This window comes from Acinetobacter sp. TAC-1, from assembly GCF_029025845.1.
In the GTDB taxonomy this organism is placed as follows: Bacteria; Pseudomonadota; Gammaproteobacteria; order Pseudomonadales; family Moraxellaceae; genus Acinetobacter; species Acinetobacter guillouiae.
Genome location: NZ_CP118892.1, coordinates 2,454,704 through 2,469,920 on the forward strand (window position 1 = coordinate 2,454,704; position 15,217 = coordinate 2,469,920).

General features: G+C 37.1%; 17 protein-coding genes and 1 pseudogene. 6 read left to right on the top strand and 12 right to left on the bottom strand.

From position 1 onward, the window contains the following. Positions 1-69 precede the first annotated feature (69 nt). Complete coding sequence (locus tag PYV58_RS11470) at positions 70-825, bottom strand: MipA/OmpV family protein (RefSeq protein WP_034610468.1); 756 nt, start codon at positions 823-825, stop codon at positions 70-72. 367 nt (positions 826-1,192) lie between these two features. Here PYV58_RS11470 and PYV58_RS11475 point away from each other — a divergent pair, with 367 nt between their 5' ends. Genes PYV58_RS11475 through PYV58_RS11495 form a run of 5 tightly spaced genes read left to right on the top strand, consistent with a single transcriptional unit; the run spans position 1,193 to position 4,806 of the window. Beyond that, entirely contained in the window at positions 1,193-1,912 is a 720-nt protein-coding gene (locus PYV58_RS11475) for an MtnX-like HAD-IB family phosphatase (protein ID WP_034610465.1), read from the top strand. Then, entirely contained in the window at positions 1,909-2,799 is an 891-nt protein-coding gene (locus PYV58_RS11480; protein WP_034610461.1) for an alpha/beta fold hydrolase, read from the top strand. Before PYV58_RS11475 ends, PYV58_RS11480 begins: the two co-directional genes overlap by 4 nt. Beyond that, entirely contained in the window at positions 2,796-3,155 is a 360-nt protein-coding gene (locus PYV58_RS11485) for an EamA family transporter (RefSeq protein ID WP_004821440.1), read from the top strand. The genes PYV58_RS11480 and PYV58_RS11485 overlap by 4 nt, the downstream gene beginning before the upstream one ends. Next, complete coding sequence (locus tag PYV58_RS11490) at positions 3,152-3,550, top strand: EamA family transporter (protein ID WP_004821438.1); 399 nt, start codon at positions 3,152-3,154, stop codon at positions 3,548-3,550. Before PYV58_RS11485 ends, PYV58_RS11490 begins: the two co-directional genes overlap by 4 nt. Positions 3,551-3,603: 53 nt before the next feature. Then, positions 3,604-4,806 carry a DegT/DnrJ/EryC1/StrS family aminotransferase gene (locus PYV58_RS11495; RefSeq protein ID WP_034610455.1) on the top strand — a complete coding sequence of 401 codons (1,203 nt, stop codon included), beginning with the start codon at positions 3,604-3,606 and terminating at the stop codon, positions 4,804-4,806. 260 nt (positions 4,807-5,066) lie between these two features. On the opposite strand, the gene PYV58_RS11500 is transcribed toward PYV58_RS11495, so the two are convergent. The 9 genes and pseudogenes from PYV58_RS11500 to PYV58_RS11540 form a co-directional block, all read right to left on the bottom strand. Beyond that, on the bottom strand, positions 5,067-5,174 hold the full coding sequence (locus PYV58_RS11500; protein ID WP_004821434.1) for a DUF2474 family protein: 108 nt from the start codon (positions 5,172-5,174) through the stop codon (positions 5,067-5,069). Between the two features lie 106 nt (positions 5,175-5,280). Next, the gene (cydB, locus tag PYV58_RS11505; RefSeq protein WP_004821432.1) at positions 5,281-6,285 is read right to left on the bottom strand and encodes a cytochrome d ubiquinol oxidase subunit II; all 1,005 of its coding nucleotides are present in this window, start codon (positions 6,283-6,285) and stop codon (positions 5,281-5,283) included. After that, entirely contained in the window at positions 6,285-7,721 is a 1,437-nt protein-coding gene (locus PYV58_RS11510) for a cytochrome ubiquinol oxidase subunit I (RefSeq protein ID WP_004720575.1), read from the bottom strand. Before PYV58_RS11510 ends, cydB begins: the two co-directional genes overlap by 1 nt. After that, complete coding sequence (locus PYV58_RS11515) at positions 7,712-7,876, bottom strand: hypothetical protein (protein ID WP_227504207.1); 165 nt, start codon at positions 7,874-7,876, stop codon at positions 7,712-7,714. The genes PYV58_RS11510 and PYV58_RS11515 overlap by 10 nt, the downstream gene beginning before the upstream one ends. 135 nt (positions 7,877-8,011) lie before the next feature. Then, positions 8,012-8,452 carry a DUF2946 family protein gene (locus tag PYV58_RS11520; RefSeq protein WP_034610448.1) on the bottom strand — a complete coding sequence of 147 codons (441 nt, stop codon included), beginning with the start codon at positions 8,450-8,452 and terminating at the stop codon, positions 8,012-8,014. Positions 8,453-8,737: 285 nt separating this feature from the next. Next, a pseudogene (locus PYV58_RS11525) lies at positions 8,738-8,887 on the bottom strand (AraC family transcriptional regulator); the annotation flags it as partial. Between the two features lie 66 nt (positions 8,888-8,953). Next, the gene (locus PYV58_RS11530) at positions 8,954-9,556 is read right to left on the bottom strand and encodes a nitroreductase family protein (protein WP_034610445.1); all 603 of its coding nucleotides are present in this window, start codon (positions 9,554-9,556) and stop codon (positions 8,954-8,956) included. A gap of 610 nt (positions 9,557-10,166) precedes the next feature. Further along, positions 10,167-10,658, bottom strand: a complete 492-nt coding sequence (locus PYV58_RS11535; RefSeq protein WP_275059528.1) for a hypothetical protein — start codon at positions 10,656-10,658, stop codon at positions 10,167-10,169. A gap of 200 nt (positions 10,659-10,858) precedes the next feature. Further along, a complete protein-coding gene (locus PYV58_RS11540; RefSeq protein ID WP_034610442.1) occupies positions 10,859-11,755 on the bottom strand; it encodes a LysR substrate-binding domain-containing protein in 897 nt (298 codons plus the stop codon). Positions 11,756-11,884: 129 nt separating this feature from the next. Here PYV58_RS11540 and PYV58_RS11545 point away from each other — a divergent pair, with 129 nt between their 5' ends. Further along, a complete protein-coding gene (locus tag PYV58_RS11545) occupies positions 11,885-12,565 on the top strand; it encodes a hydrolase (RefSeq protein ID WP_004821422.1) in 681 nt (226 codons plus the stop codon). Between the two features lie 128 nt (positions 12,566-12,693). Here PYV58_RS11545 and cpaB read toward each other — a convergent pair whose 3' ends face one another. Further along, a complete protein-coding gene (gene cpaB / locus PYV58_RS11550) occupies positions 12,694-13,401 on the bottom strand; it encodes a metalloprotease secretion chaperone CpaB (RefSeq protein ID WP_034610438.1) in 708 nt (235 codons plus the stop codon). Continuing rightward, positions 13,401-15,197, bottom strand: a complete 1,797-nt coding sequence (cpaA, locus tag PYV58_RS11555) for a metalloendopeptidase CpaA (protein ID WP_034610435.1) — start codon at positions 15,195-15,197, stop codon at positions 13,401-13,403. Before cpaA ends, cpaB begins: the two co-directional genes overlap by 1 nt. Between the last annotated feature and the right edge of the window lie 20 nt (positions 15,198-15,217).

Sequence of the window (15,217 nt, forward strand, 5' to 3'; positions counted from 1 at the left end):
CCTTTTTCGAGCTTTTAATTGATTCAGTTTTGTTTTGAAACAAAATCTGAGTGGAGAAATGAGTTACATTCAAAATTTATATTTGATGCCGATGGATGGATAAATATCTGTACGTCGGTCAATCATTGGACTATTTGTTTGTTCCTTTGAAAGAAAATCGACGTTTAAAGTGCCAAAAGCACTCCAATCTTTTGAAATCTGGTAATCAGCTGCCATCCCTAAAAAAGGATGAAAGCTTGAGCTGGGTTGATAAGAACTGATACCTGTGCGTTGGGCTTCTAATGAACTTACGCCATAGTAATATTGGTTATATTTAGCATTGTTCCATTGCACGCCGATTTCAGGATAAAAAGACCATTTACCACGACTGATTTCGGCCAGATAAGATACTGTGGCAATCGTGCCCTTACTTCGAGAAAGTACGTCTGTTCCAATCTGGGCCTTAAAACCCCCAAATGGCGTTATTCGCATATAACTACCACCCGCCATGACTGACCATTTACGGCGTTGTAGTCCAGTCAGCTCCCCACTCGGGTCATAACTGCTGCCATCGTATGCAGCATTTAACCGCAGTTCATTGTGATCATCATTTAAAAGATAAACACCGGCTTCATCGCCTTCTAAATAAACGCGACCGTTATCATAGAAAGCTGTAGGTAATAAGCTCTGATAGGTACGTTTTCCTTTATATGGCTGAAAATCGACAGTGTAATTTGCACCAATACTTAAAGCTGCAGGCTGATCATCATTTGCATATACATAGGATGAACTAAGTAGTATTCCGATAATCGGCGCAAGTTTTATGGGTTTTAAATGATTGTTCATATTTCGGTCCATTCAACGCATTTTTATAATGACTTCAAATCTGAAATCAGCATATTTGCGATGTGGGCTAAATATGAATTTGCTTTCTTATGCGAATCTTAAAAAAAAGTAAAATTCCATTAACATTGTTTTGTTTTGTGACCCGAAACTTAATTCAGTCAAAAATATGAATTTTAAATTCCTTTAATTTGAGGCGATAAAAAAATAAGTTATTAATTTTTATTAAATTAAATAATTTTAATAAATTACACTTTTTTACAATACAGCAACGTCATCTTTTTGCCACTAATTTCCCATAAGATTTAATTAAGAATCGAAAATTAATTTATGTGACAAGTTTATTAAAATAACAGTGGTAAAACTTATTATGTTCCTGATAAGCCCGCAACAGAATACGACCTCACAAAACCTTTGGCATATATTATGTGATTTTGATGGGACTATTAGTTTAAATGATACAACTGATCATTTATTGGAAACTTTTGCCTTAGATGGATGGCAAGCCATTGAGCAGCAATGGGAACAAGGATTGATTGGCTCAAAGCAATGTATGCAACAACAAATCGCTTTATTGCATATGAATCAACAAGCGTTTTATCAATGTTTAGATCAAATAGAAATTGATGCTGGTTTTTTAGATCTGGTGCAATTGAGCGCCTTACATAACATACCACTGACCATTGTTAGCGATGGTTTAGATCTGGTGATTCAATATATTTTATCTAAGTATAATCTTGGGCATCTTCCAGTTATCGCGAATCATTTGGTTCAAGTAAATGAATACCAATGGCGATTAGAATTTCCAAATACCAATTTAGCCTGTAAAAGTGCAAGTGGCACCTGTAAATGCAAAATTGCTGAGATGAATCATCAGACAAATATTATTTTAATTGGCGATGGTCGTTCAGATTTTTGTCTTGCCGAAAGTGCAAATTATGTCTTTGCAAAAAAATCCCTGATTGAACATTGCCGCGAAAAACAAATTTTATATACGCCTTTTAAAAATATTACAGAAATTCATCAACCTTTAGAAAAGTTACTGATGAGTGATTTTGAACTTGATCCAACGATTATGGTGCTTGCATGATTAAAGATAACTCATTCTTCATCAATGGAAGTCGTACTGGTGTACTACTGATCCATGGTTTAACAGGCACACCTAATGAAATGCGTAGTGTGGCAAAGCCCTGTCAGCAAATGGGCTATAGTGTCTTAGCCGTACAGCTCGCAGGACATTGCGGAACAATGCAAGACTTAGTCCAAACCAAATGGGAAAACTGGTATTCAAGTATTTGCCAAGCTGCTGAAGAATTAAAAAAGCATACTGATGAAATATTTGTCATTGGATTATCTATGGGCTCTTTATTGGCACTTAAATATGCTTCAGAACATCCAGTTTCTGGAGTGATTTGTTATAGCCCAACTTTTAAATTTGATGGTTGGAGTATTCCACGATGGTCAAAAATACTCGCCCCTATCGTTTTACCCATCGTTTCGCATTTAAATATTTTTAAAAATAGTGCCTTTGATGAAACTGAGCCTTACGGCATTAAAAACCAACAATTGCGTATGCGTATTCTAGAAGCCATGAAAAGTGATGATAGTAGTAAAGCTGGATTGCCAGGTAATCCTTGGCATTCACTTTATCAGATGCAACGCTTATCCAAAAATGTTGGTAAAAATTTATACAAAATTACCGCTCCGACGCTTTGTTTACATGCATTTCATGATGATATTGCGGATAAAAAAAATAGTCAGTTGATCTATGACAAAGTATCGGGCCAAAAACAATTAATTTGGCTTTACGAAAGCTACCATATGATCACGATTGATAACGATCGTAAACAAGTCATTGAAGCATCATTAAATTTCATCAAACAGCATCAACAATTGGCTGTTATTTCCAACCCTGTAGAAAACTCAGCTGAAATAAGCACTGTTGAAGCGAATCTAAAACATGGTGAACCTGCGTGAATTTAGCTATTGCTGCTGTCTGGTTTCTAACTATTGTCATTGATACTGTCGGTCAACTGGCTTTTAAGGCAGCAGCGTCAGAAAATACTCAACATGATGGCATTGCACATTGGAAAGCAATGGCAATACGTCCCTGGATTTGGATTGGTATCACCAGTTATATCATTGAGTTTTTCACTTGGCTTATTTTCCTTTCCTTAGTCCCATTGTCTGATGGTGTGATGTTAGGCAGTATCAATATCGTTGTCATCCTTATCGCTGGGCGTTTATTTTTCAATGAAAAGCTCACACGTAATCGACTGATCGGTGTCATCTTAATTAGCTTAGGCGTCACTGTTGTGGGATTAGGCACATGAAGTTATTTTATATCATCGGTTTTATCATATTAATGTCTTTTGACACCTTGGCCCAAATCAGTTTTAAATTTGCGTCCATCCATGCAATGCCACTGACTTATGATATGGCTTGGTTAATCCGTATCTTGAGTCATTATTGGATTTATGGGGCAATTATTGGCTATATCGGGGCCTTTTTTACATGGATGACTTTACTCAAACATGCACCTGTTGGACCTGCCTTTGCTGCATCACATTTGGAGTTGATTAGCGTCACGCTTCTATCTATATGGTTGTTTAATGAACCACTCACCTTTGCAAAAGTACTAGGCGCAACACTGATTTTAATTGGTGTACTTTTCTTAGCAAAAGATGAGTCAAAACAACATCTTTCAACCAATGAAGTACTGAAGTAAAACCACACCCTATTTGAACCAATACATAGGAATATGACTTACGACATCTAAATATGAAAAAAGAAATCCCACCGACCAATGGCCTCACGATTAATTTTAGAGATCTGTTTCCTTCTGCTCGTCAAACAGATCTATCCACATATCTAAGCCATTTACTCAATATTCCTCAACCGAGTTTAACTTGCTCAGGTACAGTTGCTCTAATTCTTGCCTTGCAAACGCTAGAAAAAAGACAGCCACAACGTAAACAAGTCATTATTCCAGCATGGACATGTCCGTTGGTGGCACTGGCGATTGAGAAAATAGGATTAACGCCCGTTCTATGTGACATAGAAACCAATAGCTTAAATTTTGAGATTCAACAACTACAACAATTAACCAATGCAAATACTTTGGCAATTGTGGTGACTCATTTTGCTGGTCTAGTTTATGATTTTAGCTTAGTCCAAGAAATTGCCCGGCATTATCAGACCTTTATCATTGAAGATGCTGCTCAATCTATGGGTGCTAAAACCCATTATCAAAGCGTAGGGCTAATTGGAGATATTGCATTTTTTAGTCTGGCTTTTGGCAAAGGACTAACCAGTGCTGAAGGAGGTGTATTGTTTAGTCGGGATCTAGAAATCAACCAGCAACTTTATGAGAGTTCCTTAACATTACCTCTGCTCAAGCAATGGGAGCTGAAACGTTGTTTGGAGTTGATGGCGTATAGTTTGCTTTATCGTCCTGCAACTTTAACATGGCTCTATGGCAAACCTTTGCGTAAGGCGCTAGAAAACCATGATGAAATCACAGCTGTAGGGGATAACTTTGATCTCGACAGTATCCCTATTCATCAACTTGGAAAATGGCGCAGTCAAGTCGCAGCACATGCCAGTACACGCCTTCCACTACATTGGCAACAAGCAAGACAGCGAGCTAAAAAGCGTATCTTACAATTAAGATTATTGCCAAACTTACATATATTTGATGAACAGATAAATACTCAGGCAACTTTTCCCTTTTTGATTTGTTTTGTAGAAAACGAAAGATTATGTAAAAAAATATTAGATGAACTTTGGTGCTCAGGTTTAGGCATAACCAAACTTTTTGTACGTTCAATTTCCCACTATCCAGCGTTATCGCATATACATGCGGATACGCCAAATGCAACGCGCTTCGCAGCACAAAGTTTTACCATTAGTAATTCAGCTTGGTTAGAGGATGATGATTTTCAAATTATTTTTAAAGTACTAGAAAAAATTCTAACCACATAGAATTAAGCCCAATTTGAGTAACATCTATTTAAAAAAACAATTTACCTTTGTCACGTCATATAACCCATTCAATAAAAACCAAACCGTTTTCACCGTTGGCCTGATTTAATCAAAGATGATCATTTTTTGATTGATGGAAAAGATTTATTAATTTTTTAGAAGCCGCTTAGATACAGATTATTTTTATTGTCCATTCGCTAAAACAAAAAATTAAATTAAAAATGAGGAACTATGTTCCTCATTTTTAATTCAGTAAAACCTTAGTAGGCCAATTGAATCAACATTCTAAAAAAACCAGCAATAATCGCCAATGTTAGAAATCCACCTAGCCATAACACGACAAACCATTGTGTTTGAGATAGTTTCATACTTGCTTACCTCATTTAAAGCTTTAAATTTTTACCCTGCTGCATGTTCAATCTTGCTTAGGCTATTTTTTACTCAAGCCAAAAACTAAACATGCGACTTTTAAGTTTAGTGATAACCTTCATCACCAATTCGAACTTTGTCTCGGAACACCCAATACGAAAGCCCGGTATAGATCAAAATAATTGGAATTAAAATCAATGCACCAATTAAAGCAAATAATTGGCTGCTCTGTGGCGCGGCAGCTTCCCAGATAGTCACTGATGGCGGAATCACATAAGGCCACAAACTGATGATAAACCCAGTATAAGCAAGGAAAACCAAAGCCAAGGTATAAAGGAATGGGCTTAGTTCATAACGCTTTTTACATGCGCGAAGCACAAGAAAAGTAAACAGCACCACCAATATGGGTACAGGACTAAAATACATCAATTGTGGTTGGCTAAACCAGCGTGCTGCAATTTCAGGATGAGCCATCGGGGTATAAATACTGACTGCACCAAAGATAACAAACAAAGCAACGATTAATTTAGGCATCAACTGATACATACGATCTTGTAAATCAAGTTCAGTTTTAAAAATTAACCATCCACAACCCAGTGCTGCGTAAAGTACAACAACACCAATACCTGTAAACACAGTAAACGGCGATAACCAGTCTAAACCACCACCTGCATACATATGGTTTTCAACTTTAATCCCTTGGATATATGCACCAAGAATCATCCCTTGGAAAAAGCTGGCAAGAATTGATCCACCAATAAATGCTTTATCCCATAAATGTTTGGTTCGATTGGCTTTAAAACGAAACTCAAAAGCCACACCACGGAAAATTAAAGCAATCACCATAAGGATAACGGGCATATATAATGCGGATAATACAGTGGCATAGACCATTGGAAACGCCGCATATAATGCTGCACCACCCAGTACCATCCAGGTTTCATTACCATCCCAAACAGGTGCAACAGTGTTCATCATCACATCACGTTCGTGTTGATCTTTAACAAAGGGAAATAAAATCCCAATCCCTAAATCAAAACCATCTAGTACCACATAAATGAATACACCAATGGCAATAATGACAATCCAAATCAGAGATAAATCAATCATTATTTACGCTCCTGTTCATTGGAATCAACGCTATCTTCAACACTCGTCAATGGACGTTTAGAGGCCAAAATAACCGCTTCTTCACTATGCGCTACACTTTCTGGTGTGGCGTAGATAAATTGTGGACCTTTGTGCATCAATTTCAACATATAGTAAATGCCGATGCCAAATACGATGCAATACACCACAACGAAAATAATTAAAGTGAGGCCGACTTGTTCCGCAGAAACTGGAGATAAAGCATCTTTGGTCCGCATCACTCCATATACCACCCACGGTTGACGACCAACTTCTGTGGTAAACCAGCCTGCAAGCAAGGCAATAAATCCTGAAGGTCCCATAGCAAAAGCAAAACGGTGTAACCATTTGTTTTCATAAAGCTTGCCGCCTTTGCGTAGAAACAATGCCATCACGGCGAGTAGAATCATCAACATGCCCATTCCAACCATGATTCTAAAGCTCCAGAACACCACAGTAGAATTAGGACGATCTTCAGGTGCAAACTCTTTTAAGCCTTTTACCTCACCATCCAGCGTATGGGTCATGATTAAGCTGCCAAGATTTGGAATACCGATAGCATATTTAGTTTCTTCTGCTTGCATATCTGGAATACCAAACAGATATAGCGGCATACCCTCACCTTTATTGGTTTCCCAATGCCCTTCAATCGCTGCAAGTTTAGCAGGCTGGTGTTTTAAGGTATTTAGACCATGATTATCACCGATGAGAACCTGTAATGGTGCAAGGACCAGAATCATCCACAATGCCATAGAGAACGATTTTTTGATTAATGCGTCACGACGTCCTTTTAATAAATGCCAAGCAGCAGTTGCAGCCACCAGTAAGGCTGAAACAAGGAATGCTGCTGCAGCCATATGGGCTAAACGGTAAGGAAATGAGGGGTTAAACACAATGGCAAACCAATCTTGCGGCACGATAATCCCATTTTCGATACTAAAGCCTTGTGGTGTTTGCATCCAACTGTTTGAAGATAAAATCCAAAACATTGAAATACAGGTACCAATCGCCACCATAGCCGTTGCAAAGAAATGCGCCCGAGGACCTACGCGCCCCCAACCAAAGAGCATAATGCCAAGGAAACCAGCTTCTAAGAAAAATGCACTCAGCACTTCATAAGCCAGTAATGGACCAGTTACCGAGCCTGCAACACGTGAAAATTCACTCCAGTTTGTTCCAAACTGATAACTCATCACCACACCAGAAACCACGCCCATCCCAAAAGCGACAGCAAAAATTTTCACCCAGAATTTAAATAAATCTTGGTAAACAGGATTTTGAGTTTTTAGCCAGCGCCATTCAAGCACAGCTAAAAAGCTTGCAAGCCCGATAGAAATTGAAGGAAAAATAATATGGAAAGAAACAGTAAAAGCAAACTGAATACGCGCCAATTCTAAAGCAGTTAATCCTAGATCCATGACACCACCTTATTCATTGGTAAAGTTGGTAAAGATTGAGTTTTGAATACATTGATAAACATTTTTTGTTGTACAAACTCAGCATACGCCTGAACATTCAGTACAATCTGTTGTTTTCTTTTTGCGGTATTTTTAAACAATACTAAAAATAGCATGCAAAGGCTGCTTTCCTGCAAATCGAGGAAATTTTGAAAAATCATGATCATTCTCTACACAATAAATTCGAAATACGATCGCATGGCTTTAAAGCCTTTATTTAAAAATGCTAAACCTATGGATCGGTGAATGTGTTATGCAAAGACTACAGGTGGGGCTCGCCCTTGAGGAATCAGAAACAGGCGTTGTAATTGAAAATAGACATGCTGAAAGTTTTCGACATAAGCCATTAAACGTACTTGAATACGCACTAGGATTTCTTTTACGCCAATTTCTGGTGGCATCACTAAATTGCCATATACCACACAATACTGGCACTGGTGGTTAATGTCATGATGATCATGACTTGAGCTGCTTGCTTGCTGGGCTTGATCTAAATGCAAATAGTGATGAATAAAACTAGATGCTTGCTCATGATGAAGATGTGCATGTGTTGGTCGCAATAAAGCTTGAGTGATGTCTTCACAGACCGGAGCAATTTGATACTGCTCAGGTAATAACGGCTGTAAAAAAACCGCAAGCTGTAAAAATACTGTTGCAAATGCCAGCAACAGACCACTGCTTCTTAACACAATTGATTGCTCATATTGAGAGAGATAGAAAAAAGTATAAGTTTGCTTTTAACTGTAGATCTTTAATTTGAAATAAAGAATCAACTGCATAAAAACCAAGCATATTACTCAACTTTTCTAGCTTTACTATAGTACATTTAAATTTTAAATCAAAGCCTCTTTAGCACTTTTTTGGAAATCGTTTTCTTTTTTAATGATTTGTTTGTTATATAGCAATGATCAATAAAACTTAAAAAAGCATCCATCATCGCCTCAGCTTTTAGTGAGTAAATAGCAACAACTCAACTTTCAAGCTAAATTCAATTGAAAAGCTGATACTCGACGACTGAATCTACAACGATATTCTAAGGGTGTTAAGCCGGTTTTCTTTCTAAACAGTCTGCGAAAAGAAATTGAGTCTAGATAACCGGCACTTTGTATAATTAGATCAATAGATTGATTAGCATTTTTAATAGCAAAGCTTCTTGGCTGAGCAAGCCAAGAAGCTAGAGAAAATAAAAACTATTATTTAAACACTTTAAAACGCACAGCATCATCGATATAGGCTTTTTCAGCAGCCTCCGCTTCAATTGAACCAAACACCAACTGTGCACGAAGTTTCCAAGTTTTGGGTATATCCCATTCCGCATGGACTTGTTCATCGACAATTGGATTGTAGTGCTGTAAGGATGCACCAATACCCTCGCTATTTAAGGTTGTCCACGTTGAAAATTGTGCGATTGCTGTAGAGTGTTCAGCCCAAATCGGAAAGTTTTCTGCATAAGCTGGAAATTTTTCCTGTAAGTTTTGGATCACATCTAAATCTTCAAAGAAAAGAACGGTACCAAAGCCTGCGATAAAACTGTCTATTTTAGTCTCTGTTTTTAAGGCACTTGCTTCATCTTTGGCATAAGCTTTGAGTTGAACTTTTACAAAGTTCCAGAACTTCTCATGTTCAGCATTAAACAAGATCACTGCACGAGATGATTGCGAGTTAAAAGAAGATGGGCTTTGCTTGATCGCTTGCTGAATCAAATCAGTAAGATGCTCAGGAGATTGATTAACATGACGTCCAATCGCATAAATTGTACGGCGTTTATGAATTAAATCTAAAAAATTATTCGACATTGCTGAATATCCTTGGATATATCCCCGGGGAAATCCGATACTTTAAAAAAGATTATCAAGATATTTTAAAAAATCATAACAAGTATGAATTGATTAAAATCAAAAGTATTACAACATAAAAAAACTTGCTAGAAATATCTACTTTTGTCATATGTTTCTAAGTAAAAGTGAATTAGCAGAAATATTAAGCAACTCCTAGATATAGAAATCACGACATACACCATCCATCAATCAACAATCAGAAGTTTTATCCTACAAACACGTAATAAAGAAGATTGAATAAGAAATGCCAACATTTAAAATTAAATCATAAAGACTTGCTAAATGAATGACCTCATTTAAATCATTGTCATCATGCTTAAACAACTGCCGAATAAAATCTAAGTATTAAAAATGTTTCCACTCAAAATTTAGATATCGCAATTGGTTAAAAAATGAAAGTTTTAAATATATTAAGTATCATCAGTTCAATATTTATTCTATTTTTTATGTTTTATACGCTTGGGCCTACAATTTAAAAAACTTAAACAGATGAATAAAAAATAAAAGGCAGTTTAAAACTGCCTTTTATACTTGAATTTGATTATTTCAATCTATTGCTTATGTTTGACTAGAAATTAGCATTCAGCACTTTGGCAGGTACAGTATTTTTCCAAATATCTCGCAAAGTAGGTAAATAGAATTTTTCACCTAACTCAACCAATTCAGCGTCAATCAATGCATGTGTTTCATGCATAAATAAGTAGTCCAGTTCAACCGTAGACAATTGTTGCTGCTTTTTTGCAAATTCTTTACGTTTGGCTTGAGCTTGTTTAAGCAGTTGGTCTGCGAAATTTTTATTCTTATATTGGCTAATCGCTTGTAAACGTAACTCAATCACACCCCAACCTGTAAGGAGTTTCTTAAAAATCTCAAAATCTTCAGTTGTAGATTCCCAAGTCATTTTATCCAAGTCTTCATCATCAGGAAGTACTGGGAGTAAAATTTCCATTACACTTGGAAAAATCTTTTTGAAATTTAAAATAAATTTAACAGGGTGCTCACTAGGGTAATCTTTAAACTGCACATTTTCCTGAACATCTGTTAAATAAATTGATAACATTAAAAAATCCTTAATTAAAATACTGTTTACTATAACGTTATTGGTCATCTTGCAGCCTAAATACAAAATAAAAACAACATGAAAACAGCGAAAGAAATGCATTCTAACAATTATGACAGTTTATTCAATGCCAATTGCAGTATTCACCTGTTGTCGATCAAAGATATTGGCGGGTGAATAAAGCTGATTCTTGTAAAGAATTAAACTTGATCAAACTCAGTGACCAAAAACTCGATTAAAGCTTTTACCGATGGTAATAGACCTCTTCTAGAAGTATAGGCCAAATGAATAAGCTCTGGCATCGGTTCCCACTCAGGAATCACTTTAACCAGTCTGCCCGCTTTTAAGTCTTCAGCAATAATTAATTCCGGTAGTTTTGCAATTCCCAAGCCATCTAAAGTCGCTAAATGCAATGCACTTAAATCTGTAGTGGTTAGCCTCGGCTCATCCTTAACCACATATAGTTCATTATTAGAATTATAAAGATTCCAATGATATTCAAAGGACAAAGACTCCATCATTAAAATAGGCAATCTTGTTAATTCTTCTGGTGTTTTAATCAAGAAATGTTGATTCAACAAATCAGGGCTTGCGACAATAAATTGTTTTGAAATAGATAGGCTACGTACAATCAAATCACTATCTTTTAAAGGTAAGGGTCTGATTCGAATTGCAACGTCATAACGTTCATTAAACAAGTCTACCTTTCTATTTGTTGCTTCCACATGCAATTTAACTTTCGGATAACGTGCTAAAAACTTATTCAACATTTTACTGACATTAATATGCAATAAATTTGTAGGACAAGAAATTTTTACAATTCCAGTCGGCTCTGCGCTTAACAGTGCGATTGCCTCATCAGCTGATTCAGCTTCCACAAGCATTGCTTTACAGTGTTGTAAATATATGTTCCCGACATCTGTAATCGAAATTCTTTTGGTGGTTCGATTGAGAAGTTTTACTCCTAAACGGTTTTCCAATTCCGCAACTCTTCGACTTAACAATGATTTGGTCACACCCAACGCATTACTTGCAGCTGAAAAGCCGCCATATTCAATCACTTTGGTAAAATAATACAGGTCATTTAAGTCTTTCATCATATCCCCCTTAAATATCGCAACTGTTCTCTATATAAGACAATATGTCATATAAATAGCATAATTCAATATTTGTCCTACTGTTAGTATTAAAAACAGCAAATGATTGCTTAACTAAGGATATATAAAATGTCTACTCCAGCTAATTTTAATGGCCAAGCCCCAGTGATTGATGTAAATGATTCCGTTATGCTGTTAATTGATCATCAAAGTGGTTTATTTCAAACCGTTGCTGATATGCCAATGACAGAACTACGCCAACGTGCAGCAGCCTTAGCTAAAATAGCATCATTATCAAACATGCCTGTCATTACCACGGCCTCAGTTCCTCAAGGCCCCAATGGCCCACTTATTCCTGAAATACACGCAAATGCACCCCATGCAAAATATGTCGCACGTAAAGGCGAAATTAATGCATGGCATAATCAAGAGTTCGTTGAAGCGGTTAAAGCAACAGGTAAAAAGACCCTGATTATTGCGGGTACGATTACCAGCGTGTGTATGGCTTTTCCAGCGATTAGTGCAATTGCTGATGGCTATAAAGTTTTTGTTGTGGTTGATGCATCAGGTACGTATAGCAAAATGGCACAAGAAATTACCTTAGCACGTGTGGTTCAAGCAGGTGCGGTACCGATGGATACAGCGGCGGTTGCTTCAGAAATTCAACAAACTTGGAACCGTGAAGATGCTGCTGAATGGGCTCAAGTGTACACTCAAATCTTCCCTGCTTATCAATTACTGATTGAAAGTTATTCAAAAGCACAAGAAGTTGTGACAAACAAAGAAGTACTTGATTCAGTGCGTAAATAATTTTAAATCAATGATGATGTTAGACACCTTTCGAGGTGTCTAAATCTTTGTTATGACGCAGTAATGACTATTTTCATTTTGTTGCTACTTCAAGTTTAGAGAATAAATCATGTCTTTAGATTAAAAAATTAATGTACATGATCCGTCTCCTTTTCCGCTGCCTCAAGTGCGGCAGATTCATTGGCAACGTCATTGACCCATCCATAGCCATTTTTCATCAAAATGGCATAGGTTTTACCATCTGCTGTAATCGTACCCATGGTAAAATTGTCTTTAATGGTTTGAGTAATATGAAACTTCTCACTATTTTGATCTCCTCCTTCTAGAGAGCCTGACCAACTGATAATATCTTCATCTGGATCTACCTCTATACGTTCTATAACGGCCTGTCTGTTTAAACCATAGCCTGGCACATTAAATACGATTTGATCGCCGATATTCTTCGCCTCTAAGGTATATAGATCATTCCTCAGAAATATTCGCCCATCTTTTTTTTGTGCATCTGTCAAAGGAACAGGATTATGCATAGACACGGTATCAACAGTACTCAAATTGAACATCTGTTGATTGAAAATTCCTGCACGTAATTTGTCTTCATCCAGCGTTACAATTTTACGGCGAGCATGGCTGTCTTTTATACGTTGCAATACTTGTGTTTCGGTTAGATCTGTATTTAGCTTCGGTGAATTCACTTGATCGATTTGTTCATTTTGTTTAGACGTAATCGCTTTAGCTGTATCAGCTGTCTCCTGTTGACCTGAGATGCACCAAGCCAACAAAGAAACCACCAAAACAGTTAAAACAACGGAAATAATGAGATATATCCGTTTATTCATTATGGATTAACCGCCACTAAAAATTTTGAAATGGCTTCAACATTCTCATTAATTTTTCTTAAGCCATCAAATTTGTCAGTTTCACCTAAACGCACGCCATATTCAGGGCTATAGATATCTGGGCTCGAATATAAGCCAATTTGATTTCCACCCATAATAGTACTGCCTAAAGGATGACCAAATCCCCAGTTATAACCTGTGGTTCGATCAAAGCTATGTCCGAGTCCCATGTTATGCCCTAATTCATGCCGCATTGCGGTGATACCACAACCATAGTTATGTGATCCGATCATATTGTACTTACTCGGAGTGCTATTTATATAAGCTAAACCGCAACCCGAATGATCTGTAATGGTATATACCGCGTCAGCACCTGTTCTGGTTCTTTCCGCTTGTACGGTGGCATCTGAACGCCCTAAATTAATCGCATCACCGAGTGTCGTTCCAGGGATTCGATAATCCAAGTATCCAACTTCTTTGTAGTAGGCTTTTGCTTGCGAGTTTTCAAGCGCTTCATTGGTTAATCTAAGTGCTTCACGGGCTTGAATTTTTGCAGCAGTTGCACCGAGTTTGTCATTGACTACGGGACTATTCACAAGCAGCAAATCAATCTGATAACTATCGGTGTTCCAAACACCATTGTTAAATACCAAACGGATTTTATCGCCTTTTTTTAAGCTTGCACTAATGTTGCTACCTGAAACTGTAAACGCTGTATCCGCAGAATTAGATAAGATAACCTTGTCACCAGACTGAGCCGCTGGCAAGTTTACAACAGGTGCCCATTGCGCATTATCAGCGGTTATTTCAACAACAGGGGTTTTAAATGTAAAGCCTTGTGCAGCGGTGTTTGCAGTGAATACGGTTTTAGGAGACGAAGCCAACACCCAATACGATTTATCTGCAATATAAATGAACTCGTAACGATTGCCCTTGTTGAGTTTTAGGGTTGCGGTAGTATTGGTATTTTCATTTTCAATCACTGATTGCCAGCTTGCAGTTGAGCTAACAATGATACGATCTCGGTCGTTTGCTGTTTGCGGTAATTTTAATGAAGACACCCACGCCCCATCAGCAAAACGAATTTCTGTTTTAGCTGCAGTTAAATTTTGCAAAGCTGTATTTAATGCCGCAGTATTACCATTGATCACATTGATAATACGTGTCGGAACAGACAGTGGAACCCATTTACTCAGTTCTTGATTATATTGAAAGATATATGCATCATTTTTATTGACAACCAATGTACTTGGAAATAAAGCATTTTGTGAATTAATTTTGGAGGATTTAAGCGCATTAGACTTAACCACAAGGATCTGGCCATTCTGACCTGTTTGCGGTAAATGGATTGTCTCAGTCCAAGCAGCATCACTTACAACATATTGGGCCTGTGATTGTTGAAATACGGGAATGGTATTGCCATTTTTTTCAGGCGTAAAATTGGCAGTTTCAGGCGCATAAAACTCCCATTTTCCATTACTAAATTTAAAACGATAACTGTTTCCAGACTTTAGTGTGAGAACGCCTTTTTTTTCAATATTTACATTACTTAAATCAATATCACTGTCATAACCCGCAGTTGATTGAATTGTAATTAAGGCACCTTCTTTTGCTACATTCGGTAAGGAAATATTCTTTACCCAATTGCCATTGGATACACTAAATATCAGATCATCATAGCCTGTTGGGATGATTCCACTCTGGTTATTCTGGTTTGGTGATAGTGTGGTTGCGGCTATGGCAAAAGTGACCATACCACTTGTAATGAAGACTGTAATAACTTTTCTTTTATTCATGTTATACCTGAGTCAATATT

Bases quoted from the DNA above. Each gene is read 5' to 3' on its own strand.
- PYV58_RS11470 (WP_034610468.1), bottom strand. From the start codon at position 825: ATGAACAATCATTTAAAACCCATAAAACTTGCGCCGATTATCGGAATA.
- PYV58_RS11475 (WP_034610465.1), top strand. From the start codon at position 1,193: ATGTTCCTGATAAGCCCGCAACAGAATACGACCTCACAAAACCTTTGG.
- PYV58_RS11480 (WP_034610461.1), top strand. From the start codon at position 1,909: ATGATTAAAGATAACTCATTCTTCATCAATGGAAGTCGTACTGGTGTA.
- PYV58_RS11490 (WP_004821438.1), top strand. From the start codon at position 3,152: ATGAAGTTATTTTATATCATCGGTTTTATCATATTAATGTCTTTTGAC.
- PYV58_RS11495 (WP_034610455.1), top strand. From the start codon at position 3,604: ATGAAAAAAGAAATCCCACCGACCAATGGCCTCACGATTAATTTTAGA.
- PYV58_RS11500 (WP_004821434.1), bottom strand. From the start codon at position 5,174: ATGAAACTATCTCAAACACAATGGTTTGTCGTGTTATGGCTAGGTGGA.
- cydB (WP_004821432.1), bottom strand. From the start codon at position 6,285: ATGATTGATTTATCTCTGATTTGGATTGTCATTATTGCCATTGGTGTA.
- PYV58_RS11510 (WP_004720575.1), bottom strand. From the start codon at position 7,721: ATGGATCTAGGATTAACTGCTTTAGAATTGGCGCGTATTCAGTTTGCT.
- PYV58_RS11515 (WP_227504207.1), bottom strand. From the start codon at position 7,876: ATGCTATTTTTAGTATTGTTTAAAAATACCGCAAAAAGAAAACAACAG.
- PYV58_RS11530 (WP_034610445.1), bottom strand. From the start codon at position 9,556: ATGTCGAATAATTTTTTAGATTTAATTCATAAACGCCGTACAATTTAT.
- PYV58_RS11535 (WP_275059528.1), bottom strand. From the start codon at position 10,658: ATGTTATCAATTTATTTAACAGATGTTCAGGAAAATGTGCAGTTTAAA.
- PYV58_RS11540 (WP_034610442.1), bottom strand. From the start codon at position 11,755: ATGAAAGACTTAAATGACCTGTATTATTTTACCAAAGTGATTGAATAT.
- PYV58_RS11545 (WP_004821422.1), top strand. From the start codon at position 11,885: ATGTCTACTCCAGCTAATTTTAATGGCCAAGCCCCAGTGATTGATGTA.
- cpaB (WP_034610438.1), bottom strand. From the start codon at position 13,401: ATGAATAAACGGATATATCTCATTATTTCCGTTGTTTTAACTGTTTTG.
- cpaA (WP_034610435.1), bottom strand. From the start codon at position 15,197: ATGAATAAAAGAAAAGTTATTACAGTCTTCATTACAAGTGGTATGGTC.